We start from the raw sequence: 24,281 nt of genomic DNA, 5'->3' as shown, positions 1-24,281 counted from the left end.
GAGGCTGAGAAGGGAATCGGTCAATCCATGAGAGTAATTGCATCTCTATGGATTTTTCAGGAGAAGTATACCCTTTCGCCATCACGGTGAAAGGGTTTTTTTACGTAAAATAGTGGTCAATCAACAATAGGGGGGTGAACGGTGATGGAACAAACCGTACTGCTTGATCAACAAGCAATTCGAAGGGCTTTGACGAGAATTGCCCACGAGATCTTAGAAAGAAATAAGGGCACAGAAAACCTCGTCCTGGTCGGTATCAAAACACGGGGTGTGTACCTTGCAAACCGGCTTAGCGAACGGATCGAGCAAATCGAAGGCGAAAAAGTCAACAAAGGGGAAGTTGACATCACTTTATATCGGGATGACTTATCCAAAAAGACGGAGAATGAAGAACCGATGTTGAGAGGTACCGATATTCCAGTAGACATTACGAATAAAACAGTTGTACTGGTAGACGATGTCCTTTATACGGGAAGAACCGTAAGAGCAGCAATGGACGCGGTCATGGACCTCGGACGACCTTCGCAAATCCAACTGGCCGTTCTCATTGACAGAGGACACCGAGAGTTGCCGATCCGACCAGATTTTGTCGGTAAAAATGTACCGACATCCCGTGAGGAAATCGTAAGCGTCGATCTAACTGAAGTCGATGAAAAAGATCAAGTCATCATACAAAAAAATTAATAAGGCCCTTTTTAAGTCAGTCCCGTGAGGCTGGCAAAGGGGAGTGAGATGGTGCGGTTCAGGACATGCAGGAGATCTGTATATCTGGAGCACCCTTTCATCCAACCTCTTTGCATGCCTGCAAAGAGGTATTTTTTTGGGCCTCGAATCTGAGGAGGAAATCAATTATGAATCAAAAAGAAGTCGGAATCCGTGAAGTGCCAAACTCAGGGAAATGGTTGACGTTGAGCTTCCAGCATCTGTTCGCGATGTTCGGAGCAACGATCTTAGTGCCATTCCTGGTCGGTCTCAGTCCAGCAGTCGCACTCGTATCCAGTGGATTGGGTACACTAGCTTACTTATTGATTACAAAAGGGCAAATCCCTGCTTATCTAGGTTCATCTTTCGCCTTCATCGCGCCAATTGTTCTGGCGAAATCGCTAGGCGGAATGGAAGCCGTCATGGTCGGTAGCTTCTTGGCAGGTCTCGTCTACGGAGGAGTCGCCTTACTGATTCGTACGTTAGGGATACGTTGGTTGCTTCAAATCCTGCCGCCGGTCGTTGTCGGTCCGGTCATCATCGTCATCGGGTTAGGACTTGCTACAACAGCAGTCGACATGGCGATGTACGTCCCAGGCTCAGATCCTCAGGAATATAGCCTGACTCACTTCTCAGCAGCATTGGTCACATTAGGAATTACAATCTTGGCTGCTGTCTTCCTGAAAGGGTTCTTCAGCTTGATTCCAGTATTGGTGGGAATCATCGGGGGATATACGTATGCATTCTTTATCGGTCTGATCGACTTTACACCGGTGCGAGAAGCACAGTGGTTCCAAGTGCCAGACTTGATGGTTCCATTCGTCAATTATACTCCCGTGTTCTCATGGCAGATCGCATTGATCATGGTTCCGATTGCAGTCGTCACCATTACAGAGCATATCGGTGATCAAATGGTTTTAAGTAAAGTAGTCGGAAAGAACTTCATTGCAAAACCTGGGCTCCACCGTTCAATTTTAGGGGATGGTGTAGCGACGATGATTGCTTCCTTCTTAGGTGGACCACCGAATACGACTTACGGAGAGAACATCGGTGTACTGGCAATCACAAGAGTCTTCAGTGTATTCGTGGTCGGAGGTGCAGCCGTCCTCGCAATCCTGTTCGGGTTCGTCGGAAAGGTTTCAGCATTGATCGGCACGATTCCTACGCCTGTCATGGGCGGGGTTTCCATCTTGTTGTTCGGTATCATCGCATCGTCCGGATTAAGAATGTTGATTGATAATAAAGTGGATCTTGGGGAAAAACGCAATCTCGTCATCTCATCTGTCATTCTCGTACTAGGAGTCGGAGGAGCGACACTACAGATCACAGACGAGTTCCAAGTGGCTAGCATGGCACTTGCGACCATCACTGGTATAGCCTTAAACCTACTTATCCCAGGACGAGATAAGAACGTCCATAATAACGCGATTTTCAGTGAAATCGAGCAAGAGAAATCAAAAGAATCTGCAGCATGATGTACCATCTTTTAAATAATGTCCAGAGAGGCTTATAAAGGTGGGCTGTTTTGCAAAAGGTCCGAAGTTCGTCGAGGACCTTTTGCTTCAACACGCCTTGACTTAGTCTAAGGCGTGTTTTTTTACACAACCATAATTAGGAGTGGTTCCCATGAATCATTTACTCACAATTGATACATTGAGTCCTGCTTTCATTGAAAACATAATGGATCGCGCACAAGAAATTCTCGATCAGAATTTCGAGATCTCTGAGCCTAAGGAAAAAAAGTTCGTTGCCAACCTGTTCTATGAACCGAGTACCCGGACGAAATTCAGTTTTGAAGTTGCGGAGAAACGATTAGGCTTACATGTCCTTAACTTCGAAGCGGAAGGGTCCAGTGTCCAAAAAGGGGAGTCGTTGTATGATACGGTCCGTACGCTGGAGGCAATCGGGGCGGACGCTGTCACCATCCGTCATGACGAGGATCGATATTTTGAACAGCTGAAAGAGGTTGGCATTCCGGTGTTGAATGCGGGAGATGGGTGTGGAAACCATCCAACCCAATCTTTGTTGGACTTGTTGACCATCCGCCAGGAGTTCATCGTATTACAAGGACTGACAGTCGCGATAATAGGGGACTTGAGACATAGTCGTGTAGCTCGATCGAATGCAAGCTTACTGAAGAAGATGGGTGCGAAAGTCCTCTTTTCAGGGCCGGAACAATGGTTTGATGAAGAGATGCCGAATGGAACCTATATGCCGATCGATCAGGCAATCGAAGAAGCAGACGCGGTCATGATGCTGAGGATCCAGCATGAGCGGCATCACGACATGATGGACATGACGAAAGAGGAATATCACGAGCAATTCGGCTTGACGGTGGAAAGGGAAAAGCGGATGAAGCCGCAAAGTATCATCCTTCATCCAGCTCCAGTCAATCGAGGTGTCGAAATCGCTGATGAACTCGTGGAAAGTGATCGTTCTCGTATTTTTAAACAAATGACCAATGGCGTAGCAATACGGATGGCTGTCCTGGAATGGGCATTACAACTCAAGGAGGTAGAAAGCTATGGGATTACTACTTAAAAACGCAAGGTTATGGAATCAAGAGCAAGATGGATTGGTGGATGTTTTGATCAATGAATCGAAGGTATCAGAAATCGCTTCAAAAATAGAGGCGGATGGTCACGAGGTCCTTGATCTGGAAGGTAATTTGCTAGCACCAGGGTTTGTCGATCTCCACGTCCATCTGCGTGAACCAGGTGGAGAGCATAAAGAGACGATAGAAACCGGCTCGCTTGCCGCTGCGAAAGGCGGTTTCACGACCATAGCTGCAATGCCGAATACACGTCCTGTTCCGGACAGTGTGGAAACGATGCGCAACCTTCAAAAGCGTATCAAGGAAACAGCTGTTACGAGAGTTTTGCCTTATGCTTCCATCTCAATCAGACAAATTGGAGACGAGCTCGTCGATTTTGAAGGCTTGAAAGCGGAAGGGGCATTCGCTTTTACCGATGACGGTGTCGGCGTACAGAATGCAGACACGATGCTCCGAGCGATGCAGAAAGCATCTGAGCTGGACATGGCGATCGTCGCTCATTGTGAGGAGAATTCCCTCATACATAGTGGCTGTGTGCATGAAGGTGAATACTCCAAACAACAAGGATTGAAAGGGATCCCTTCTGTTTGTGAAAGTGTGCAGATTGCAAGGGACGTGTTGCTTGCAGAAGCGACAGACGTCCATTATCACGTCTGCCACATCAGTACGAAGGAGTCTGTCCGAGTCGTACGCGATGCGAAGAAAGCGGGTATTCATGTCACCGCTGAAGTGACACCTCACCACCTTTTACTCTGTGAAAAAGATATCGTCGAGCAATCACCCAATTTTAAAATGAACCCACCATTACGGAGTGAAGAGGACCGAGATGCCCTAATAGAAGGGCTGTTGGATGGAACGATCGACTTCATTGCAACAGACCATGCACCACATACTGAGGAAGAAAAATCGGTCGGGATCGAAAGAGCGCCATTCGGGATCGTTGGTCTTGAAACAGCATTCCCACTCTTATATACCTACCTTGTGAAACCAGGAATCTGTGATCTGGCATTCCTGATCGATCGTATGACAGCAAAACCTTCCGAGTGCTTCGGATTACCATATGGAAGAATTGAAGAAGGTGCACCTGCTGACCTAGTCGTGTTAGATATGGAGCACGAAAAACCGATACAACCGGATCATTTTCTGTCCAAAGGGCGGAACACACCGTTTACGGACCGGATCTGTAACGGATGGCCAGTCCTGACATTAGTAGCTGGAAAAGTAGCATACAAGAATGGGAGTGTATTTGCATGATGAAGCGACAACTCATTTTAGAAGATGGCAGTATTTTCGAAGGGATGGCAATAGGGAGTGATCGGGACTCGACTGGTGAAGTCGTCTTTACGACAGGAATGACGGGTTATCAGGAAACTTTATCAGATCCTTCTTATTGTGATCAAATCATCACGTTTACGTACCCTTTGATCGGAAATTACGGAATCAATCATGAAGACTTCGAATCAATCGAACCAGCAGCTGCAGGCATCATCGTGAGCGAAGCGGCATCTGAGCCAAGTCACTGGCAATCGACGAGTACACTTGATGAATTGCTGAGAGTGAAAGATATACCTGGACTGACCGGGATCGATACACGTGCACTGACGAAAAAAATCCGTACACATGGGACATTGAAGGGGAAAATGTGTGGCATGGATGTCCAAGTTGAAAAGGTGATTGAATCCCTTCAACAGATGCCGTTGCCGACAGATCAAGTACAGAAAGTATCCACGAGTACGCCATATACGTTGCCAGGTAGAGGGAAGCGAGTTGTGCTTGTCGACTTCGGTGCAAAGCGTGGTATTCTCAGAGATTTGATTGAGCGCGGTTGTGATGTGACAGTCGTCCGCTATGATGTCAGTGCAGAAGAGATTCTCAGACTGCAGCCGGATGGCGTAATGCTCAGTAATGGCCCTGGAGACCCGACAGACGTTCCACAAGCGATTGAAATGGTGAGAAGCATACTCGGAAAAGTGCCGGTTTTCGGCATTTGTCTAGGTCATCAATTGCTCGGATTGGCTTGTGGAGCGAAAACGATGAAAATGAAATTCGGACATAGAGGCGTCAATCATCCAGTAAAAGATTTGGATACGAACAAAGTGATGATCACTTCTCAAAATCATGGGTATACGGTCGAACCGAACGGACTTGAAGAACTTGGGCTCATCGTCACGCATGTGGCCATCAATGACGGAACGATTGAAGGGTATCGTCATAAAGAATTCCCAGCGTTCAGCGTCCAATTCCATCCAGAAGCTTCACCTGGACCAACCGACTCCAACGACCTGTTCGAACAATTTTTGGCTCTGATGTCTACTTCAAAGAAAGCGGGGAATGTATTATGCCAAAACGTATAGATATCCAAAAAATTCTCGTCATCGGTTCAGGACCGATCGTCATCGGTCAGGCTGCTGAATTCGATTACGCCGGAACCCAAGCTTGCCAAGCGTTAAAAGAAGAAGGTTATGAAGTCATACTCGTCAACTCCAATCCAGCTACGATCATGACAGATACGACGATGGCAGACAAAGTATACATTGAACCATTAACAGTCGATTTCGTCAGCCGGATCATCCGTAAGGAAAAACCTGATGGGGTCCTTGCGACACTTGGAGGTCAAACCGGTTTAAACCTTGCTGTGGAACTCTCTGAAGCAGGAATTCTGGAAGAGCATGGCGTCGAATTGCTCGGGACGAACCTCAATTCAATTCAAAAGGCGGAGGACCGCGATTTGTTCAGAACGTTGATGAACGAATTGAATGAGCCGATTCCGGAAAGCGAAATCATCCGTTCTTTACCTGAAGCGAAGGCGTTCGTCCAAAAAATCGGATATCCCGTCATCATTCGACCGGCGTACACACTTGGTGGAACAGGTGGAGGCATCGCCAACAACGAAGCTGAATTGAATGAATTCGTTTCAAGCGGTCTGAAATATAGTCCGGTTTCTCAAGTCTTGCTTGAAAAGAGCATCGCAGGCTTCAAAGAGATCGAATATGAAGTAATGCGAGATGGAAACGATGGCGCGATCGTCGTCTGTAACATGGAAAACATCGACCCGGTCGGAGTACACACGGGTGACTCGGTCGTCGTTGCACCGAGCCAGACCTTAACGGATCGGGAGTATCAGATGCTCCGTAACGCAAGCTTGAAAATCATCCGAGCTCTTGAAATCGAGGGTGGATGTAACGTCCAACTCGCGCTAGATCCGGATAGTGCCAACTATTACATCATTGAAGTCAACCCACGGGTCAGTCGTTCATCAGCTCTTGCGTCTAAAGCGACCGGTTATCCGATTGCAAAGCTTGCAGCGAAAATCGCGGTCGGTTTCACTCTTGATGAATTGAAGAACCCAGTCACTGGTCGGACGTATGCTTCTTTCGAACCAGCACTGGATTATGTGGTCACGAAAATTCCAAGATGGCCATTCGATAAATTTGAAGCGGCAAACCGTACGTTAGGCACGCAAATGAAAGCGACAGGTGAAGTGATGGCGATTGGCCGCAACTTCGAAGAGTCTTTATTAAAAGCCGTCCGATCGCTTGAAACGGATATCGATCACTTGCATAGTTCTATCGATTCAAATCAGGTTGAAAATTGGGAAGGAGTCCTGAAAACGACCGACGATCAAAGACTATACAACGTAACAGAGGCGTTGCGAGTGGGTGTGGAAGTTTCCACGATTTACGATTGGACGAAGATCGATCCATTCTTCCTATACAAACTGAAGAACATTACAGAGATTGAAAAGAAACTCGCCTCCCATCCATACGAAATCAATGTGTTGAAAGAGGCGAAGTTGAGAGGATTCTCTGACAAGGTGATTGCGCGGCTATGGAACACGAAAGAAGTGGACATCTTCCGTTTCCGTGAAGAGCAGGATCTGTTCCCGATCTATAAGATGGTGGATACGTGCGCAGCGGAATTCGATTCTGCAACTCCATATTATTACGGCACATATGGCATGGAAAATGAAGTTGAAGTCAGCCAAAAAGAAAGCGTACTCGTTCTAGGTTCTGGTCCGATTCGAATCGGACAAGGGATTGAATTCGACTATGCAACGGTACACACGGTATGGGCGATCCAGGAAGCAGGATACGAAGCAATCATCATCAACAACAACCCAGAAACGGTATCGACCGATTTCAGTACGTCCGACAAGCTTTACTTTGAGCCTTTGACGGTTGAGGATGTCATGCATGTCGTCCGTCAGGAAAATCCGATCGGAGTTGTTGTCCAGTTCGGTGGACAGACAGCCATCAATTTGGCGTCTGAGTTGAGTGCACGAGGTGTGAAAATTCTTGGAACGAGCCTAGAGGACATGGACCGAGCGGAAGACCGGGACAAATTCGAACGGACATTGCAATCACTCAGCATACCACAGCCTCCTGGGAAAACGGCTACTTCGGTTGAAGGGGCAGTCCAGATAGCGAGAGAGATCGGTTATCCTGTACTTGTCCGACCATCCTATGTACTTGGTGGGCGCGCGATGGAAATCGTCTATCAAGAACAAGAGCTCCTCCAGTACATGGAGAATGCAGTGAAAATCAACCCTGAACACCCTGTATTGATCGATCGTTACTTGTTCGGAAAAGAGATTGAGGTCGATGCGATCTCTGATGGAGAAACGGTCTATATTCCGGGCATCATGGAACATATCGAGCGAGCAGGTGTCCATTCAGGCGATTCGATCGCGGTCTATCCACCGCAAACGATTTCCAGCCGTATGAAGGAGCAAATCATCGAGTGCACGACGAAATTGGCAGAAGGATTGAAGATCGTTGGGTTGCTCAACATCCAGTACGTCATTTGTAACGATGACCTGTTCGTCCTGGAAGTGAATCCGAGATCAAGCCGGACGGTACCTTTCCTTAGTAAAATTACCGGAGTTCCGATGGCGAACCTCGCTACAAAGGCGATACTTGGAGAGCGTTTGGTCGATTTAGGGTATGAAACAGGATACCATGACGAACCGAAAGACGTATTCGTCAAAGTACCTGTCTTCTCATTTGCGAAACTGCGAAGAGTCGACATCACTTTAGGTCCGGAAATGAAATCGACTGGAGAAGTCATGGGAAGGGATCGTACTTTGGAAAAAGCATTATACAAAGGGTTGATCGCTTCAGGAATGAAAATGCCTACGTTCGGATCAGTCTTGTTCACCATCGCTGACAAAGATAAAGAAGAAGGGCTCGATCTCGTGCAGCGATTCTATGACATCGGTTATCAAATCCTTGCGACAGAAGGAACTGCCAACTTCATATCTGAGCACGGTATTCCAGTTACGGTCGTCAATAAGATCCAGGAAGGCAGTCCAAGCTTGCTCGATCGGATCCAGCAGGGGGAAGTGCAATTTGTCGTGAACACCCTGACAAAAGGGAAGCAACCTGCTAGAGACGGCTTCCGGATCCGCCGTGAAGCGGTTGAGAACGGTGCGGTCTGCTTGACCTCATTCGATACGGTCAAAGCACTATTGAATGTGATTGAATCCATGACCTTCTCGGCGAATGAAATGCCTTCCTTCGAAAGAAAGAAGGCAGGTGTGCTCGTTTGATAAAAGAATGGACGACGATTCTACACCAGGAACAGATTGCGGATAAAATCTACGAATTGACATTTGAAGGAGAATTGGTCGAGCAGATGACAGAGCCCGGCCAGTTCCTCCACATCCGTGTCGGAGAACAATATATGCCACTTTTAAGAAGACCGATCAGCATTTGTGATGTGGACCTGGAGCAAAAGCGGTGTACGATCTTATACCGTGCTGAAGGAGAAGGCACCCGCCTGTTATCGAAGAAGCGAGCGGGTGACTCGCTGGACATTTTGGGACCTCTAGGGAACGGTTTTCCACTTGATGCGTTGCAGGAAGGGGAAACCGCCCTGCTAATCGGGGGTGGAATCGGAGTACCTCCGCTGTATTATCTTTCTCGTAAATTGGTCGAACGCAACATTCGTGTGAAGCATGTGCTAGGGTACGCTTCTAAGAAAGATGCATTTTATGTAGAGAAATTCGATCAGCTTGGTGAAACGTTTGTGACTACGATTGATGGTTCTCTCGGATATCAAGGCTTCGTAACCGATTATGTTCTGAAAGAGAATCCACAATACGACGTGTTGTACACGTGTGGACCTACACCAATGATGAAGGCGATTGAAGAACAACTGAATCCTGCCCGTGCCTATTATTCATTCGAAGAGCGGATGGGGTGTGGCATAGGTGCGTGCTTCGCATGCGTCTGTCCAGTAAAAGAAGATCCAACGGGTACTGAATACCGTAAAATATGTTCAGATGGTCCAGTTTTTCCACAAGGAGTGATCCAGCTATGAGCAGATTGGCGCTTGAATTACCAGGCCTCTCTATGAAAAATCCGATCATGCCAGCGTCCGGCTGTTTTGGATTCGGGAGAGAGTTTGCGAGATATTATGACTTGAGCAGCTTAGGTGCAATTGCGATCAAGGCGACGACAGAAGAAAGCCGGTTCGGAAATCCGACTCCTCGTGTTGCTGAGACGCCAGGAGGCATGTTGAATGCAATCGGTTTACAGAATCCAGGGCTCAAGAAAGTTTTATCAGAAGAGCTGCCTTTTTTGGCAGATTATGATGTACCTATTCTCGCGAACATCGCAGGTACGAAAACGGAGGATTACGTGAAGGTTGCGGAGGAAGTATCTAAGGCACCGAACGTGACTGCACTTGAATTGAACATCTCCTGTCCGAATGTAAAAGAAGGCGGCATTTCCTTCGGGACGGATCCGGAAATTGCAGCTGGCCTGACGAGAGCGGTAAAAGAGGTTTCAGAAGTACCGGTATATGTGAAGCTATCTCCTAACGTATCGGACATTACTGAAATTGCTGTGGCGGTGGAAGAAGCAGGTGCCGATGGTTTATCGATGATCAACACGCTCCTCGGTATGAGGATCGATTTAAAATCTCAGAAACCCGTCATCGCTAATCGTACAGGTGGTTTGTCAGGACCTGCCATCAAACCGGTAGCGATCCGGATGATCTATGAAGTAAGCCAACGTGTCTCGATTCCAATCATCGGTATGGGCGGTATCACTTCAGCCGATGACGTATTGGAATACTTCCTGGCAGGTGCAAGCGCAGTTGCCGTGGGCACAGCCAATTTTGTTAATCCATTCATCTGTCCAGAAATCATCGATGAGTTGGAACAAAATTTGATAGATAAGAAAGTCGACCATATCAGTGAATTGATCGGAAGGAGCTGGAAGTCATGTTACAGCCCGTCATTATCGCACTAGATTTTCCTTCTAAAGAAGATGTAACTTCGTTTTTGAGCCATTATCGTGATGAGCGCCTATTCCTAAAGGTTGGTATGGAGTTATATTATCAAGAAGGTCCCGAGCTAATACGCATGTTGAAGGAAAGAGGTCATTCGATCTTTTTGGACTTGAAACTGCACGATATACCGACGACAGTCCATAAAGCGATGGTCGGACTGTCTAAATTGGAGGTGGATCTGGTCAATGTCCATGCCATGGGTGGGACTGAAATGATGCGTCGGGCTTTGGAAGGCCTTGAAGAAGGAGCTCAAGGACTAAGACCGAAATGTATCGCCGTGACACAATTGACCAGTACAACTTCTGAAATGATCAATCACGAAGTCGGTCTTTCGGGGACGGTGGGAGATTCCGTCATTCACCTTGCATCGAATGCTGAAAAGGCAGGTATGGATGGTGTCGTTTGTTCACCACTAGAAGTACCACTCATCCGTGACCATTGCAGCCCTTCATTTTTGACTGTAACGCCAGGTATTCGTTTGGATACCGATGACCGACATGATCAAAAACGAGTGACGACTCCACTCGATGCAAAACGATTAGGCAGTGATTTTATCGTAGTAGGACGAACGATCACAAAGTCTGAAAATCCTTCCAGAACCTATCAGACCATCATGAATGAATGGGGGCAAACTTATGAAAGAGCAAGTCGCTAAATATTTATTGGATATAGAAGCTGTTACCTTAAGTCCAGATGAACCCTTCACCTGGTCGTCTGGATTACGTTCACCGATTTATTGTGACAACAGATTGATCATCTCTTATCCGGAAATACGATCAGACATTGCGTCATTCTTCGTTGAAAAGATCCAAGAACATTATCCTGATGCAGACGTGATTGCAGGTACAGCAACTGCTGGGATTCCTCATGCTGCTCTTATCGCAGACCGATTGAATTTACCGATGGTCTACGTCCGATCCAAACCGAAAGCGCATGGAACAGGTTCTCAGATTGAGGGGAGAATCCGACCAGGGGATAAAGTTGTCATCATTGAAGATTTGATATCCACTGGTGGAAGTGCATTGAATGCGATGAACGCTTTATTAGAGAGGGGAGCTGAAGTTTTGGGTTGTACAGCAATCTTCACCTACGAATTGCAAAAAGGAAAAACAGCTCTTTCAGAAGCTGGATTAAACGTGCAAACGATCACGGATTTTAGTACATTAGTGAATGTAGCCGTAAATGATAGAAGGATTACAAATGATTCGATTGTACATTTGAAGGAATGGTGTAAGGATCCTGAAGCGTGGTCCAACGCGGTTACGAAATAACAGTTCTGGAGTGAGCAGTCTTGAGAAAAATGGATGGGGAAGAATTCGATCAGCTTGTCTCGTTCTTTGATGGGATGGCGAGGACAAGTTGGTTGAGTTCTATCCATAAGCGTTTGAAAGAACAATCGGGAAATTGGGAAGGTGCGCAAGTGCTTGATATCGGATGCGGAACGGGTCGCCTGCTTCTGAAGGGAGTAGAAGAGGCCGAGCATCTAACTGGTGTTGACCTTTCTTCTGAAATGATCAAAGCGAGTCAACAGAATTTCTTTTTACATAACCGTGCTGAGAAGAGCACTTTCCTCATTGCAGATGCCTATGCGTTACCTTTCGAGGAGGACCGGTTTGATATTGCTCTTTCGACTTGTGTCATGTTTTTGTTACCTGAGCCCGAAAAAGGTCTTAAGGAAATGATCCGCGTAACCAAACCAGGTGGGACAATCACAATGTTGAACCCGAGTAAAAAAATGGATCAGATGAATGCCTTTGAATATAGCAAGGCACACCAGATTACAGGATTCGAACAAACTACATTGTTGAAATGGTCGAATGTCTCTACGAGAAGACATCGATATTCGGAAGAGGACATGACAGACTTACTCATGCATTTGGGAGCAACGGAAGTCATCAATACAGAAGTTTTAGATGGACTTGCCATGATTACAACTGCAAAGGTCTAAAATCTCGAAAGACGCTTTCATTTATTGAAGCGTCTTTTTTCTTTGTACAACGGTGTGCAAGTTGATTGGAGAGGAAATCACTTATTAAATCATCAAATGGGTATAAGATTATACATTCGTCGAACGCTAACATCATGAAGGAGAAGAGAGTTGGCGTTCTGATGAAGAAAAAGTGGTTCATCCTTGTATTTTACATCATTGCTGTGGTGCTGGTATTCATGAACCGGGAGTTCCTATTGGCCTGGATCAAAGAAAGCGACACTTCCAAACTGCCCATCATGTTCTTGCTCTCATCTTTTTTTGCGACGATCCCCGTTGTGCCCTATACATTGTTTGCCGGGATCATGGGTGCGAAGTATGGCATTTGGATCGGTCTTCTCATCAATTGGTGGGGTGGTGTTACAGCTTCTCTCATCTATTTCCTATCCGCAAGATATCTATTTGCCGACTATTTCAGGAATTACATACAAAAGTTTGATGGAATCCATAAATTCAATGGATTAATCGAGAAAAACGCTTTTATCACGATACTATTCGCACGTATGGTACCGATTGTACCCCCACCTGTTGTCAATATTTATTCTGGATTGACGAAAATGTCCTTTCTTGTCTATTTAACAGCATCTTCTATCGGTAAAATTCCACCGATGTTCATGTTCGCTTTCGGAGGAAGTCAACTATTTTCTTCCATCCGTAATCTCGTCATCGGTTTGTTCGTTTATCTCCTGTTCTTGCTTGTCGTCTTTCTGGTTTACAGGCTTTGGACAAAAAAGGAGGAACGAGGAAAGGCAGCCACTTAAGTGGCTGCCTTTCTTGTACTTTATAATAGTTGTGCATGATCCGACATTAGAGCATGTTGATGATAAAACTGATAACGACGATTGCTCCGATAATCATTAGAATAGTGCGTAGCATAATTCATACTTCCTTTCTTAATTCGAAATTTTTTATGAATCGTTATATGAAGTCTTAGAAGTATAATTCACTACTACACAGAGAAATAAACCTCTTAAAGTCTATTTTCAACTATTCCGTTGTCTGAGCTGGTAGACGAGATCTTCATCCGGTGTCACATGGATTGTTTTTTGATGGTCATATGTTACAAATCCAGGCTTCGCACCGCTCGGTTTTTTCACATGTTTGATATGTGTATAGTCGACTGGAACAGAGCCGGAATGCTTCGCTTTACTGAAATAGGCAGCGATGTTGGCCGCCTCCATCAAGGTCGTTTCATCCGGTTCGCTATCACGGATGACGACATGGGAACCTGGAATATCTTTCGTGTGGAGCCATGTGTCGTAAGCATTTGCAAATTTGTTCGTCAAATAGTCATTCTGTTTATTGTTTTTGCCGACCCAGATATCCACATCTTTTGTAGAACGATACCGTTCAATCGAAGGTTTATCGTTTTTCTTTCGCTTTTGAACGTTTTTCCTCTTTTTCAGATAATGTCCGTCTTCAAGTTCTTCACGGATTTCCTCGACATCACTGGCGGAAGCGGACTCCAACTGCTGTAAAAGGGACTCCAGATAACGGATTTCGTCATTTGTCTCATCAAGTTGTTGGTGGATATGTTCAATTGAATTTTTCATCTTATTGTATTTCTTGAAATATTGCTGGGCATTTTCAGATGGAGTCTTTTGCGTATCCATCGGTATTGTGATCATTTCGGCATTTTCATCATAGTAATTCGGTACTTCCGCTTTGTTCATGCCTCGCTCGAGCTGATAGATATTCGCCGTAATCAACTCACCGTACAATTTGAAAGTGTCTGCTTTTTCGGAGTTTGATAAGGTCGATTTCAGTTTCGGGATTTTCTGTTCGTTCTTCTTCAGTTCATTTCTTAGGAAGCGTTCTAGGTCGGATGCTCGTTGCTTGACCCGATCTCTTTCAGCTTTTCCGAAATAAAAGCGATCCAAAAGGGTGCTTACATCTTCAAATCTTGTTGCCTCACCTTTCAAGTGGGAAAGCTCGATCACTGAGAAATACTCTTTCTTGTCGGTGATGACCATTTGCGGTGAGTAATCGTGTGACTTCACTTTTTCCATCAGTGTCATGAAAGAAGAGGATAATGATTGCTTATTCCCCAGTTGGGAGCCATGAACGATCTCGTTCGCAACGATAGGCGCTAATCCCTCGAACTGTTGGACAATCTGCCGGTCGATTTTACCACTATTGAAATCCAGCTTTCTGATAAACGTCTCTTCATCTGTTTCCAGTGGGTTGATTTTGTCTTGGGCTGGCGGGAACACATACGGACTGCCAGGTAGTAATGTACGATACCGATTCTGAGACGGTGGGATATGTTTCACGCAGTCCAGAATCAAATCTGTATCTGCATCGACAAGAGAGATATTGCTATGGCGTCCCATGATCTCAACGATCAAACGTTTATGAGTAATGTCACCTATCTCATTTCGGGATGCAATGTTGAAAATGAGGATCCGCTCCATCCCTGGTTGCTCGATCTCATCAATGACACCCCCTTCCAGATGCTTTCTTAACAGCATGCAGAACATAGGTGGAACTTTCGGATTCTCGTATTGCTGTTCCGTAATATGAACTCTTGGATAACTAGCATTAGCGGATAAGAGTAGTTTATGAGACTTCCCTTTTGATCTGATGACAAAAATGAGTTCCGTCGGGAAGGGTTGATAGATTTTCGTGATCTTTCCTTTTGAAAGGTGTTCAGTCAATTCATGTGTGATGGCTCTGGTCATGATTCCGTCAAAGGACATACTGTGTTCACTCCAATGTATTAAATACTTCTTTATTTAGCTACGAGATGATTTCTTTAAAAAGTCATTGGTTGTGACTTTCATTACATTCATCTAGATCAAAGACTTTTTTTGCAGGCTAAAAGTGAGGACCTCTATGAATAATCATCTATGCTTTCCCCTTTAAAAAGAATTTTTGAGTGAAGCGAAGGCGCTGCGAATGCACAATAGAGTGTCACGCTTGCGTGTAAACGTTATTGTGCTGAAGCAGAGCTAAAGGGGAAAGCATATGTATGATCCTCTTCCAATCAACCGCTTTGTGCCTCTTAAATATCCGTTCCATTATAGCATTTTTTGGGACAATCCTGAATATAGATGGCTTGTATAAGAAGGTTTAAACGGGGTGGAAGGATGAAATGGTACTCAATTTCAACAGCAGAGGTTGAAAATACGCTTCAGACGGATATCAAACAAGGTTTAACTGAAAAAGAGGCTAAGAAACGATTGATGAACCACGGTCCGAATGAACTTCACCAGGAAGAACGTATGTCACCGATCATCGTTTTCTTATCCCAGTTTAAAGACTTTATGGTACTCGTGTTGTTGGTTGCAACCCTTATATCAGGCATTCTTGGCGAGTATATGGATGCAATCGCCATCATGCTCATCGTTTTCGTGAACGGAATATTAGGATTTGTCCAGGAACAGAAAGCGGAGAAATCCCTTCATGCACTGAAACAATTATCCAGTCCGAAAGTCAACGTGCTTCGTAACAACGAGTGGGTGACCATTCCTTCTCAGGAAGTCGTCATTGGGGATATCATCCGCTTTTCAGCTGGAGATCGAATCAGTGCAGATGTCCGCCTCATCGATTCGAAATCATTGTCAGTAGAGGAGTCTGCCTTAACAGGTGAATCCATTCCTTCTCAGAAAAAGGCAGGCGCACATTTAACTGGAGAGCAGCCACTCGGTGATCAAGAGAACATGTGCTTTATGGGTACGATGGTGACCAATGGGCGAGGAACCGGAATTGTCATCGGTACTGGAATGAAGACGGAAATGGGTAAAATTGCACACTTACTTACGAGTGAAGAAGGATTACAAACTCCACTGCAACGACGTTTAGAGCAGTTGGGTAAAATACTTATCCTCGTCGCCCTCGCTTTGACGGCTTTAGTGGTCGTCGTCGGGGTCGTACAAGGACATGACCTTTACACGATGTTCCTTGCAGGTGTTTCTCTTGCAGTGGCTGCTATTCCAGAAGGACTTCCTGCCATCGTTACCATTGCCCTTGCTTTAGGGGTACAGAAGATGATCAGGCGCAGAGCGATTGTTCGTAAACTGCCTTCCGTCGAAACGTTAGGTTGTGCAACGGTGATTTGTTCGGATAAGACAGGCACACTGACACAGAACAAAATGACCGTCACTGAGCTATGGAGCAGCGGGAAGAGTTGGAGAGTGACCGGAACTGGTGCAGATCTCCAAGGTCATTTCATGAGTGGTGATCATCTCATTGATATCGAGCGGACCCCATCATTGAAGCAGCTTCTCACTTTTGGTGTGCTCTGTAATAATGCAACCATCCGGAACGTGGAATCGAAAGGTCGGAAGGAAATCCAGATGAGTGGCGATCCGACTGAGATCGCATTGAAAATTGCAGGATATAAAGCGGGGATACAAGATGCTGTCGTTGAACGCTCCTATAAGTTGGAAGATGAATTTCCATTCGACTCCGAAAGGAAGATGATGAGTGTCATTGTCCAGTCAGCTGATGGGCAGAGATATGTGGTGACGAAAGGCGCACCGGATGTCGTCCTTTCCAGATGTGAACGCATTCTATGGAATGATCGACAATCACTGTTGGATGATCACCGGAAAAAAGATGTCCATCGGACTGTCGAAAAAATGGGGTCTCATGCCCTTAGGACAATTGCGGTCGGTTACCGACCTTTAAAAACAGGGGAACAGGTAAAATCCGCCTTTGAAGCTGAAGCAAACCTTACACTCATCGGATTACAAGGGATGATCGATCCCCCAAGACCTGAAGCGATTGAATCGATACGTGAATGTCAACAGGCAGGAATCAAAACGGTCATGATAACGGGCGATCACGTCGTAACCGCGAAAGCCATCGCCAAACAGCTCAATATGTTGCCGCCTGATGGAAAGGTCATGGAGGGCAGTACACTAGCTTCCCTGTCGATAGAAGAGCTGGAAGATATCGTGGATGATGTCTATGTATTTGCCAGAGTTTCTCCAGAGCATAAGTTGAAGATCGTAAAAGCCTTGCAAAACCGAGGGCACATCGTTGCCATGACCGGTGACGGTGTAAATGATGCACCTGCGATAAAAGCAGCGAATATCGGAATAGCAATGGGGATTACCGGCACAGATGTTGCTCGTGAAGCTTCCTCACTCGTCTTATCGGATGACAATTTTGCCACTATCCGAGCAGCAATAGAAGAAGGACGTAACATTTATGAGAACATACGGAAATTCATTCGATATTTGTTAGCATCTAATGTTGGTGAAATCCTGGTCATGCTCTTTGCGATGTTGATGGCCTTACCTTTACCACTCGTTCCCATCCAGATCCTGTGGGTGAACCTGGTCACGGATGGACTTCCAGCGATGGCTTTAGGAATCGACAGTGCCGAAGAAAACGTCATGAAACGAGCCCCGAGGAGGACGAATGAAGGGGTGTTCTCGAGAGGGTTAGGATGGAAAATCATCAGTAGAGGATTTCTGATAGGGATCGTAACCATCATCGCATTTGCCATCGCCTATTTTGAAAACCCGGAAAACCTGGTGAGAGCTCAGACGATCGCTTTTTCCACATTAGTCATGGCACAGCTCATCCATGTCTTTGATTGCAGAAGTGAACGGTCAGTTTTCCACAGGAATCCGTTCGGCAACATTTATCTTGTCTGGGCGGTCATCTCTTCTATTGTTTTATTAGCTATCGTGATCTACTATCCGCCGCTGCAGCCGATCTTCCATACAACCGCATTGAATTTGAGAGAATGCTTGTTAGTACTTGGAATGGCAGGACTTCCGACCTTCGCTTTGGCAGGCTCACACCTATTCAAGCGTACGCAGAAAGCAAAAGGCAATTTTGCAAGCTCAGTTGAATAATAGATGGGAGACCCATAAGTGGAAATCACTTGTGGGTCTTTTCTTTCATAATCTTGTCCACTGTTGTAAAATTGTATAGAATAGTACAATGGAAGTGATAACGTGATAAAAAGTATGACGGGCTTTGGAAGAGCAGTTGTTGAAGAAGAGCAGTATTCGATTACAACGGAAATCAGGTCAGTGAATCATCGTTTCTGTGAAATTCAGGTTCGATTGCCTAGACAACTCTCCATCATCGAAGATAAGATAAAGAGATGCGTCAACGAATACATAAATCGCGGCAAAGCGGATGTTTGGATTAGTATCGATGGTGAGAAAGGGATCGAGAGGAAACTGAAGATTGATTGGGCTCTGTTGGATCAATATGTTGCTGCACAAGAAGAACTTAGAGAGAGATATGAAGTAGACGAGCATATTCGTTATCAGCAGTTGCTAACCTTACCTGACATTGTCAATATACAGGAAAAAGAACAGGTGACTGATCATTTTGCTAAACAAGTCCTTCTTTCTGTAGAACGAGCTGCCGACCAGCTATGTCAAATGAGGGAAGAAGAGGGCAAAAATCTTGAACGGGATTTGAAACAAAGACTTGAAAATGTGGAAACCACCCTGATCGAGATTGAAAAGTTCGCCCCTGAGGTTCAAAAAATTTATCGGGAGCGTCTTTATAAACGAATCAAGGATCTGACAGATCAGCATCTTGAAACAGATGAGACCCGGATTTTGACAGAGGTTGCCTTGTTTGCCGATAAAAGTAATATTGATGAAGAAATTATCCGTCTAAAAAGTCATGTACATCAATTCAAGGATATTTTAAAAGAGACGGGAGCAGTTGGCAGGAAACTGGACTTCCTCGTTCAAGAAATGAATCGAGAGAGCAACACGATCGGTTCCAAAGCAAATGATTATTCAATCAGTAAAAATGTTGTACAATTAAAAAGCGAAATTGAAAAAATCAAAGAGCAAGTACAAAACATTGAATAACACCAAGCAAGATGGTTGTAAGCTTTAAAACTTGGATACGCTAGATATAGAACGCAGGAGGTAACCATGAACATAAAGTTAATCAATATCGGATTTGGAAATATCGTGTCTGCCAATCGAATCATCTCAATCGTAAGCCCGGAGTCAGCTCCGATCAAAAGGATCATTACCGATTCACGCACTCAACATAAATTAATTGATGCAACCTACGGAAGACGTACCCGTGCCGTTATTATCACAGATAGTGATCACGTCATCCTCTCGGCTGTACAGCCAGAAACGGTTGCACAACGGTTATTGAATAAAGAGGATTTGACTGAAGAATAGAGATTGACTGAGGTGTAAGGAGAAATGAAAAAAGAAAGAGGCATTTTATTCGTTTTATCTGGTCCTTCCGGAGTTGGGAAAGGGACAGTGAATCGATCACTACGACAACAATGGGATGGATTGGAGTTTTCCATATCCGTAACGACCCGGAATCCTCGTGAAGGGGAGCAAGATGGTGTCGATTATTTTTTCAAGTCACGTGAAGAATTTGAAAGAATGATCGAGCATAACGAATTACTCGAGTATGCAGAGTATGTTGGAAACTATTACGGCACACCACTGAAATATGTAGAAGATACATTGGCATCTGGAAAAGATGTACTGTTAGAAATCGAAGTTCAGGGTGCATTACAAGTACGTAAGCTTGTTCCGGAAGGGGTATTCATCTTCTTGGTACCACCAAGTCTGGACGAGTTGAGAAACCGGATCGTCGGTCGGGGTACCGAAACCGAAGATCTCATCAACAATCGCATGAGCGTCGCGAAAGAGGAATTGGAAATGATGGATCATTACGACTATGTCGTTGAAAATGATGAAATCCAGGCAGCTTGCGACCGAATCAAAGCCATCGCGATTGCTGAACATTGTAAGAAAGATCGCATTAAACAACAATATCTACGATTATTGGAGGTAGAATAAATGCTTTATCCATCTATTGACTCCTTAATGGAAAAATTAGATTCAAAGTACACATTGGTTACGTTATCAGCAAAACGAGCTCGCATCATCCAACAATCACCTGCTTCAGCATTAGAGCAGTCCAAGTCTAACAAGCCTGTAGGCAAGGCATTGGAAGAAATCATTGAAGGCAAACTGAGCTATGACATGAACAGCAATCGAGAAGGATAGACAACCTATTTCATAGGTTGTTCTTTTTTTCATTCAGCCTTTGAATGATGTTAGTATTCTAGATTAATACCAATAAACGAGTAACGGGAAAAATATTATGTATACCATATATTCCGGGGGATGGTTTCAGTGTCTGAAAAGAAAAAGATCTTGTTATGTGTAACTGGTGGTATTGCAGTATTCAAGGCTGCGGCATTGACTAGCCAAATGAGCAAAGCAGGTTATGACGTGAAAGTGATGATGACTCAATCGGCAATGAAATTCGTCACGCCACTTACTTTCCAAACGCTGTCAAGAAATCACGTCTATCATGATACGTTCGATGAGAAGGACCCATCCGGGGTTGCCCATATCGATTTAGCAGATTGGGCAGATCTCGTTGTCATCGCTCCAGCGACTGCGAACAGCATCGGTAAGTTGGCGAATGGGATTGCAGATGATATGATCTCCACGACCTTATTGGCTACAACGGCTCCAATCATGATTGCACCGGCTATGAATGTCCATATGTATGAGCATCCCGCCGTTTTTGCGAATATGGAGCGTTTGGCTGATTTCGGACACCGCTTCATCGAGCCAGGTGAAGGATTGTTGGCTTGTGGATACGTTGGGAAAGGACGTCTTGCCGAACCTGAAGAGATCTTAAAAGCCGTTCAGGAATTTTTTGAAGAGGAAGAGAACCAGGTATTGAGTGGTAAGCACGTATTGATTACGGCGGGACCGACTCGAGAGCAGATCGACCCTGTCCGTTTCTTTACAAACCGCTCTTCCGGAAAGATGGGATATGCTCTTGCGGAAGTTGCAGTTTCCCTTGGAGCCCATGTGACTTTAATCAGTGGACCATCGCATTTGAAACAGCCATACGGTGTCGATTTCATTCCAGTCCAAAGTGCTGCAGAAATGTATGAGGCGGTCATGGAAAAGTACAACGAAGCAGATCTTGTCATCAAATCTGCTGCAGTAGCTGATTACCGACCGAAAGAAACTTTTGAATCCAAGATGAAGAAGAAGGACGGCAACCTATCCATTGAGATGGAACGGACGACAGATATCTTAAAAGAACTCGGCAAGAGAAAAAATCACCAGGTCCTGGTCGGATTCGCTGCCGAGACGGATGATGTCACTCGTTACGCCAAAGAAAAGATGGAAAAGAAAAATCTCGACATGATTGTCGCGAATAATGTTTCGCAGCAAGGCTCAGGATTTGAAGGAGATACGAACCAAGTCTTCATCTATGGTCGGGATGGGCATGAAATGGAAAGTTCACTTCTATCAAAAAGGCAAGTTGCTGAAATCGTCTTGAAGGAATGCCTTAGATATTTGGAAGGTCCTGATCATAAATGATAGCAGGAGTAATTGTAGATGTCCCGGCGATGGGGACGGATAAGACTTTTGATTACCGGATTCCTGAGCACCTGGAAGAAGTCATCAGTATCGGGATGCGGGTGGTCGTACCGTTTGGACCGAGGAAATTGACTGGATTCGTTATTGCCTTGAAAGATACATCTGAGCATAACCGTTTGAAGAAGATTGAAGACATTGTGGATCCATCGCCGATACTGAATTGTGAATTGATCGAACTCGGAAAATGGATTGCGGAGAACACACTTTGTTTTTTGCATTCGGCCTATCAATCGATGCTACCTGCAGCGATGAAAATGAATTATTCGAAGAAAATCCTTTTGACGGATCAGGCCGATTTATCTGGAATTCCTGAAGTGTTCCATCCGGGTCTGCTTTCAGAGGATGGTTTGACATGGGATGAAGTATTGAAGCATGAAAAAGCGGATGTACGTAAAATTCAACAAGCTTTGAGTGATGGAGAACTGGAAGTACAGTATGAAATCCGCTCAAAGGGAAAGAAAAAGAAACATAAGGTCATCCATATCGATCTTTCGAGTGAAGCATTGGCACTCTCACTTGAAGCGATGAAGAAAAAGGCGCCCAAACAAGCAGATGTTCTCAAGTATGTTCTTGACCATGGAGAAGAGGAGATTCCGACCTTGAAGCTGATGGAAGAGACGGGCGCATCCCGGGCGACGGTCAAAAGCTTGATCGACAAAGGCTTGTTCAAGGAAACGGAAGAAGAAGTATACAGGGACCCTTATAAAGATAGGGAGTTCAAACATACAGAACCACTTCCATTGACTGAGGAACAACAACAGGCAATCACTCCGATCCTTGATGATATTGAAAACCGCCAACATGAAACATTTCTGATCCACGGTGTGACAGGAAGTGGAAAAACGGAAATTTACCTACAGTCGATCGAGAAGGTAATCCAGCAAGGTAAAGATGCCATCATGCTTGTACCTGAAATTTCTTTGACTCCACAGATGGTTCACCGCTTCAAAGGGAGATTCGGTTCAGAAGTCGCTGTGTTACACAGTGGTCTATCTGTCGGCGAAAAGTACGATGAGTGGCGGAAGATCCAACGGAAAGAAGCAAAAGTGGTCGTAGGGGCGAGATCGGCGATTTTCGCGCCGTTTGAGAACATAGGTATCATCATTATTGATGAGGAGCATGAATCGAGCTACAAACAAGAAGAAAATCCGAGATACCATGCACGAAACATAGCAATTGAACGAGGGAAATTCCATCAATGTCCTGTCGTGCTGGGGAGTGCCACACCGACTCTTGAATCGTATGCTCGTGCTCAAAAAGGCGTTTACACACTATGTACGCTTCATGAACGGGTGAATCAGAGAGAACTCCCATCGGCTGAAGTGGTCGATATGAGAGAGGAGTTACGCTCAGGGAACCGCTCTTTGTTTTCCACTTCTCTTTTTGAACGATTGAAAGATCGCTTGGAGAAAGGGGAACAAAGCGTCCTGCTGCTGAATCGAAGAGGATATTCGACCTTTGTGAATTGCAGGGACTGTGGATTCGTTGCCCAATGTCCGCATTGTGATATTTCATTGACGTATCATAAACGCTCAAATGTGTTGAAATGCCATTATTGCGGACATGAAGCTCCACACCCTTCTCACTGTCCCGAATGCTCATCCGAACATATCCGGTTCTTCGGAACGGGAACACAAAAAGTGGAAGAAGAATTGAATCGGTTGCTTCCTGAAGCATCGGTCATCCGTATGGATGTCGATACGACGAGCCGGAAAGGGATGCATGAAAAACTTTTGAACACGTTCGCCGAGCAAAAAGCGGATATCTTGCTGGGGACACAGATGATCGCAAAAGGCTTAGATTTTCCGAACGTCACATTGGTCGGGGTCCTGGCTGCAGATTCCATGCTCCACCTACCAGACTTCCGATCAGCAGAGCGCACATTCCAATTGCTTACCCAGGTGGGCGGAAGAGCCGGACGTCACATTCTTTCCGGTGAAGTCGTCATTCAAACGTATACACCTGAGCATTATAGCATCCAGCTAGCGCAGCAGCATGACTTCCTCACTTTTTACAATAAAGAAATGCAAATGAGGAAACTTCATCAATATCCACCTTTTTATTTTCTTGCACTTATTACGATTTCTCATGAAGAACTGATGTATGTGGTGGATATATGTGAAAAGGTTGCTGCGAGACTACAGGAATCTTTAAGCTCCAATGCGATCATACTGGGACCTGTAGCGTCACCCATCCCTCGTGTGAAAGATAGATATCGATATCAATGCGTGATAAAATACAAAAATGAACCAAACTTGAAAGAAATCTTGAACGAAATACTCGTGCATTATCAAAAACGGATGCAACAAGACCAACTGACGATCAGCGTCGATATGCATCCTCAAACGATCCTGTAATAGAGATA

Annotated in this window: 20 protein-coding genes; 19 read left to right on the top strand and 1 reads right to left on the bottom strand. The window is 45.1% G+C overall.

Features of this window, described 5'->3' with window-relative positions; all coding sequences use genetic code 11:
- The first annotated feature begins 144 nt into the window (after positions 1-144).
- The 12 genes from pyrR (at position 145) to ACXQIQ_RS04770 (ending at position 13,300) form a co-directional block, all read left to right on the top strand.
- Positions 145-684 (top strand): bifunctional pyr operon transcriptional regulator/uracil phosphoribosyltransferase PyrR, encoded by a 540-nt coding sequence (gene pyrR, locus ACXQIQ_RS04825; RefSeq protein WP_439301931.1) that lies wholly within the window; start codon positions 145-147, stop codon positions 682-684.
- Between the two features lie 167 nt (positions 685-851).
- The gene (locus ACXQIQ_RS04820) at positions 852-2,177 is read left to right on the top strand and encodes a solute carrier family 23 protein (RefSeq protein ID WP_439299891.1); all 1,326 of its coding nucleotides are present in this window, start codon (positions 852-854) and stop codon (positions 2,175-2,177) included.
- A gap of 151 nt (positions 2,178-2,328) precedes the next feature.
- Positions 2,329-3,243 carry an aspartate carbamoyltransferase catalytic subunit gene (locus ACXQIQ_RS04815; protein WP_439299892.1) on the top strand — a complete coding sequence of 305 codons (915 nt, stop codon included), beginning with the start codon at positions 2,329-2,331 and terminating at the stop codon, positions 3,241-3,243.
- Positions 3,227-4,510, top strand: a complete 1,284-nt coding sequence (locus ACXQIQ_RS04810; protein WP_439299893.1) for a dihydroorotase — start codon at positions 3,227-3,229, stop codon at positions 4,508-4,510. The genes ACXQIQ_RS04815 and ACXQIQ_RS04810 overlap by 17 nt, the downstream gene beginning before the upstream one ends.
- Entirely contained in the window at positions 4,510-5,610 is a 1,101-nt protein-coding gene (locus ACXQIQ_RS04805; RefSeq protein ID WP_439301932.1) for a carbamoyl phosphate synthase small subunit, read from the top strand. The genes ACXQIQ_RS04810 and ACXQIQ_RS04805 overlap by 1 nt, the downstream gene beginning before the upstream one ends.
- Positions 5,595-8,804: a carbamoyl-phosphate synthase large subunit gene (carB, locus tag ACXQIQ_RS04800; RefSeq protein WP_439299894.1), complete on the top strand. Its 3,210-nt coding sequence runs from the start codon at positions 5,595-5,597 to the stop codon at positions 8,802-8,804. The genes ACXQIQ_RS04805 and carB overlap by 16 nt, the downstream gene beginning before the upstream one ends.
- A complete protein-coding gene (locus ACXQIQ_RS04795) occupies positions 8,801-9,577 on the top strand; it encodes a dihydroorotate dehydrogenase electron transfer subunit (RefSeq protein ID WP_439299895.1) in 777 nt (258 codons plus the stop codon). Before carB ends, ACXQIQ_RS04795 begins: the two co-directional genes overlap by 4 nt.
- Positions 9,574-10,512, top strand: coding sequence for a dihydroorotate dehydrogenase (locus ACXQIQ_RS04790; RefSeq protein WP_439299896.1), 939 nt, complete (start codon positions 9,574-9,576; stop codon positions 10,510-10,512). The genes ACXQIQ_RS04795 and ACXQIQ_RS04790 overlap by 4 nt, the downstream gene beginning before the upstream one ends.
- Positions 10,485-11,207, top strand: coding sequence for an orotidine-5'-phosphate decarboxylase (gene pyrF / locus ACXQIQ_RS04785; RefSeq protein WP_439299897.1), 723 nt, complete (start codon positions 10,485-10,487; stop codon positions 11,205-11,207). The genes ACXQIQ_RS04790 and pyrF overlap by 28 nt, the downstream gene beginning before the upstream one ends.
- On the top strand, positions 11,188-11,823 hold the full coding sequence (pyrE, locus tag ACXQIQ_RS04780) for an orotate phosphoribosyltransferase (RefSeq protein WP_439299898.1): 636 nt from the start codon (positions 11,188-11,190) through the stop codon (positions 11,821-11,823). The genes pyrF and pyrE overlap by 20 nt, the downstream gene beginning before the upstream one ends.
- Before the next feature lie 29 nt (positions 11,824-11,852).
- Positions 11,853-12,500, top strand: a complete 648-nt coding sequence (locus ACXQIQ_RS04775; RefSeq protein WP_439301933.1) for a class I SAM-dependent methyltransferase — start codon at positions 11,853-11,855, stop codon at positions 12,498-12,500.
- A gap of 161 nt (positions 12,501-12,661) precedes the next feature.
- Complete coding sequence (locus ACXQIQ_RS04770) at positions 12,662-13,300, top strand: TVP38/TMEM64 family protein (protein WP_439299899.1); 639 nt, start codon at positions 12,662-12,664, stop codon at positions 13,298-13,300.
- A gap of 222 nt (positions 13,301-13,522) precedes the next feature.
- Here the strand turns inward: ACXQIQ_RS04770 and ACXQIQ_RS04765 are convergent, their stop codons facing one another.
- Entirely contained in the window at positions 13,523-15,238 is a 1,716-nt protein-coding gene (locus ACXQIQ_RS04765; RefSeq protein ID WP_439299900.1) for an Rqc2 family fibronectin-binding protein, read from the bottom strand.
- Positions 15,239-15,628: 390 nt separating this feature from the next.
- On the opposite strand from ACXQIQ_RS04765, the gene ACXQIQ_RS04760 reads away from it, so the two are divergent.
- From ACXQIQ_RS04760 to priA, 7 genes are all read left to right on the top strand, one after another.
- Positions 15,629-18,352, top strand: coding sequence for a cation-translocating P-type ATPase (locus ACXQIQ_RS04760; protein ID WP_439299901.1), 2,724 nt, complete (start codon positions 15,629-15,631; stop codon positions 18,350-18,352).
- Between the two features lie 102 nt (positions 18,353-18,454).
- Positions 18,455-19,336 (top strand): YicC/YloC family endoribonuclease, encoded by an 882-nt coding sequence (locus ACXQIQ_RS04755; protein WP_439299902.1) that lies wholly within the window; start codon positions 18,455-18,457, stop codon positions 19,334-19,336.
- Between the two features lie 66 nt (positions 19,337-19,402).
- Entirely contained in the window at positions 19,403-19,663 is a 261-nt protein-coding gene (remA, locus tag ACXQIQ_RS04750) for an extracellular matrix/biofilm regulator RemA (RefSeq protein WP_225065642.1), read from the top strand.
- 24 nt (positions 19,664-19,687) lie between these two features.
- Positions 19,688-20,302 carry a guanylate kinase gene (gmk, locus tag ACXQIQ_RS04745; protein WP_439299903.1) on the top strand — a complete coding sequence of 205 codons (615 nt, stop codon included), beginning with the start codon at positions 19,688-19,690 and terminating at the stop codon, positions 20,300-20,302.
- Positions 20,303-20,512 (top strand): DNA-directed RNA polymerase subunit omega, encoded by a 210-nt coding sequence (gene rpoZ / locus ACXQIQ_RS04740; RefSeq protein WP_439299904.1) that lies wholly within the window; start codon positions 20,303-20,305, stop codon positions 20,510-20,512.
- A gap of 129 nt (positions 20,513-20,641) precedes the next feature.
- Positions 20,642-21,856, top strand: a complete 1,215-nt coding sequence (coaBC, locus tag ACXQIQ_RS04735) for a bifunctional phosphopantothenoylcysteine decarboxylase/phosphopantothenate--cysteine ligase CoaBC (protein WP_439299905.1) — start codon at positions 20,642-20,644, stop codon at positions 21,854-21,856.
- Complete coding sequence (gene priA, locus ACXQIQ_RS04730) at positions 21,853-24,273, top strand: primosomal protein N' (RefSeq protein WP_439299906.1); 2,421 nt, start codon at positions 21,853-21,855, stop codon at positions 24,271-24,273. The genes coaBC and priA overlap by 4 nt, the downstream gene beginning before the upstream one ends.
- Positions 24,274-24,281 lie beyond the last annotated feature (8 nt).

Source organism: Pseudalkalibacillus sp. Hm43 (assembly GCF_054170705.1).
Note: the sequence above shows the minus strand (reverse complement) of the source record. Positions and strands in the feature narration are given on the sequence as shown.

Coding starts and splice junctions, on each gene's coding strand:
- ACXQIQ_RS04765 (WP_439299900.1), bottom strand. CDS start 15,238: ATGTCCTTTGACGGAATCATGACCAGAGCCATCACACATGAATTGACT.
- pyrR (WP_439301931.1), top strand. CDS start 145: ATGGAACAAACCGTACTGCTTGATCAACAAGCAATTCGAAGGGCTTTG.
- pyrF (WP_439299897.1), top strand. CDS start 10,485: ATGTTACAGCCCGTCATTATCGCACTAGATTTTCCTTCTAAAGAAGAT.
- rpoZ (WP_439299904.1), top strand. CDS start 20,303: ATGCTTTATCCATCTATTGACTCCTTAATGGAAAAATTAGATTCAAAG.
- remA (WP_225065642.1), top strand. CDS start 19,403: ATGAACATAAAGTTAATCAATATCGGATTTGGAAATATCGTGTCTGCC.
- ACXQIQ_RS04820 (WP_439299891.1), top strand. CDS start 852: ATGAATCAAAAAGAAGTCGGAATCCGTGAAGTGCCAAACTCAGGGAAA.
- ACXQIQ_RS04775 (WP_439301933.1), top strand. CDS start 11,853: ATGGATGGGGAAGAATTCGATCAGCTTGTCTCGTTCTTTGATGGGATG.
- ACXQIQ_RS04815 (WP_439299892.1), top strand. CDS start 2,329: ATGAATCATTTACTCACAATTGATACATTGAGTCCTGCTTTCATTGAA.
- priA (WP_439299906.1), top strand. CDS start 21,853: ATGATAGCAGGAGTAATTGTAGATGTCCCGGCGATGGGGACGGATAAG.
- ACXQIQ_RS04770 (WP_439299899.1), top strand. CDS start 12,662: ATGAAGAAAAAGTGGTTCATCCTTGTATTTTACATCATTGCTGTGGTG.
- carB (WP_439299894.1), top strand. CDS start 5,595: ATGCCAAAACGTATAGATATCCAAAAAATTCTCGTCATCGGTTCAGGA.
- ACXQIQ_RS04760 (WP_439299901.1), top strand. CDS start 15,629: ATGAAATGGTACTCAATTTCAACAGCAGAGGTTGAAAATACGCTTCAG.
- gmk (WP_439299903.1), top strand. CDS start 19,688: ATGAAAAAAGAAAGAGGCATTTTATTCGTTTTATCTGGTCCTTCCGGA.
- ACXQIQ_RS04790 (WP_439299896.1), top strand. CDS start 9,574: ATGAGCAGATTGGCGCTTGAATTACCAGGCCTCTCTATGAAAAATCCG.
- ACXQIQ_RS04810 (WP_439299893.1), top strand. CDS start 3,227: ATGGGATTACTACTTAAAAACGCAAGGTTATGGAATCAAGAGCAAGAT.
- ACXQIQ_RS04805 (WP_439301932.1), top strand. CDS start 4,510: ATGAAGCGACAACTCATTTTAGAAGATGGCAGTATTTTCGAAGGGATG.
- pyrE (WP_439299898.1), top strand. CDS start 11,188: ATGAAAGAGCAAGTCGCTAAATATTTATTGGATATAGAAGCTGTTACC.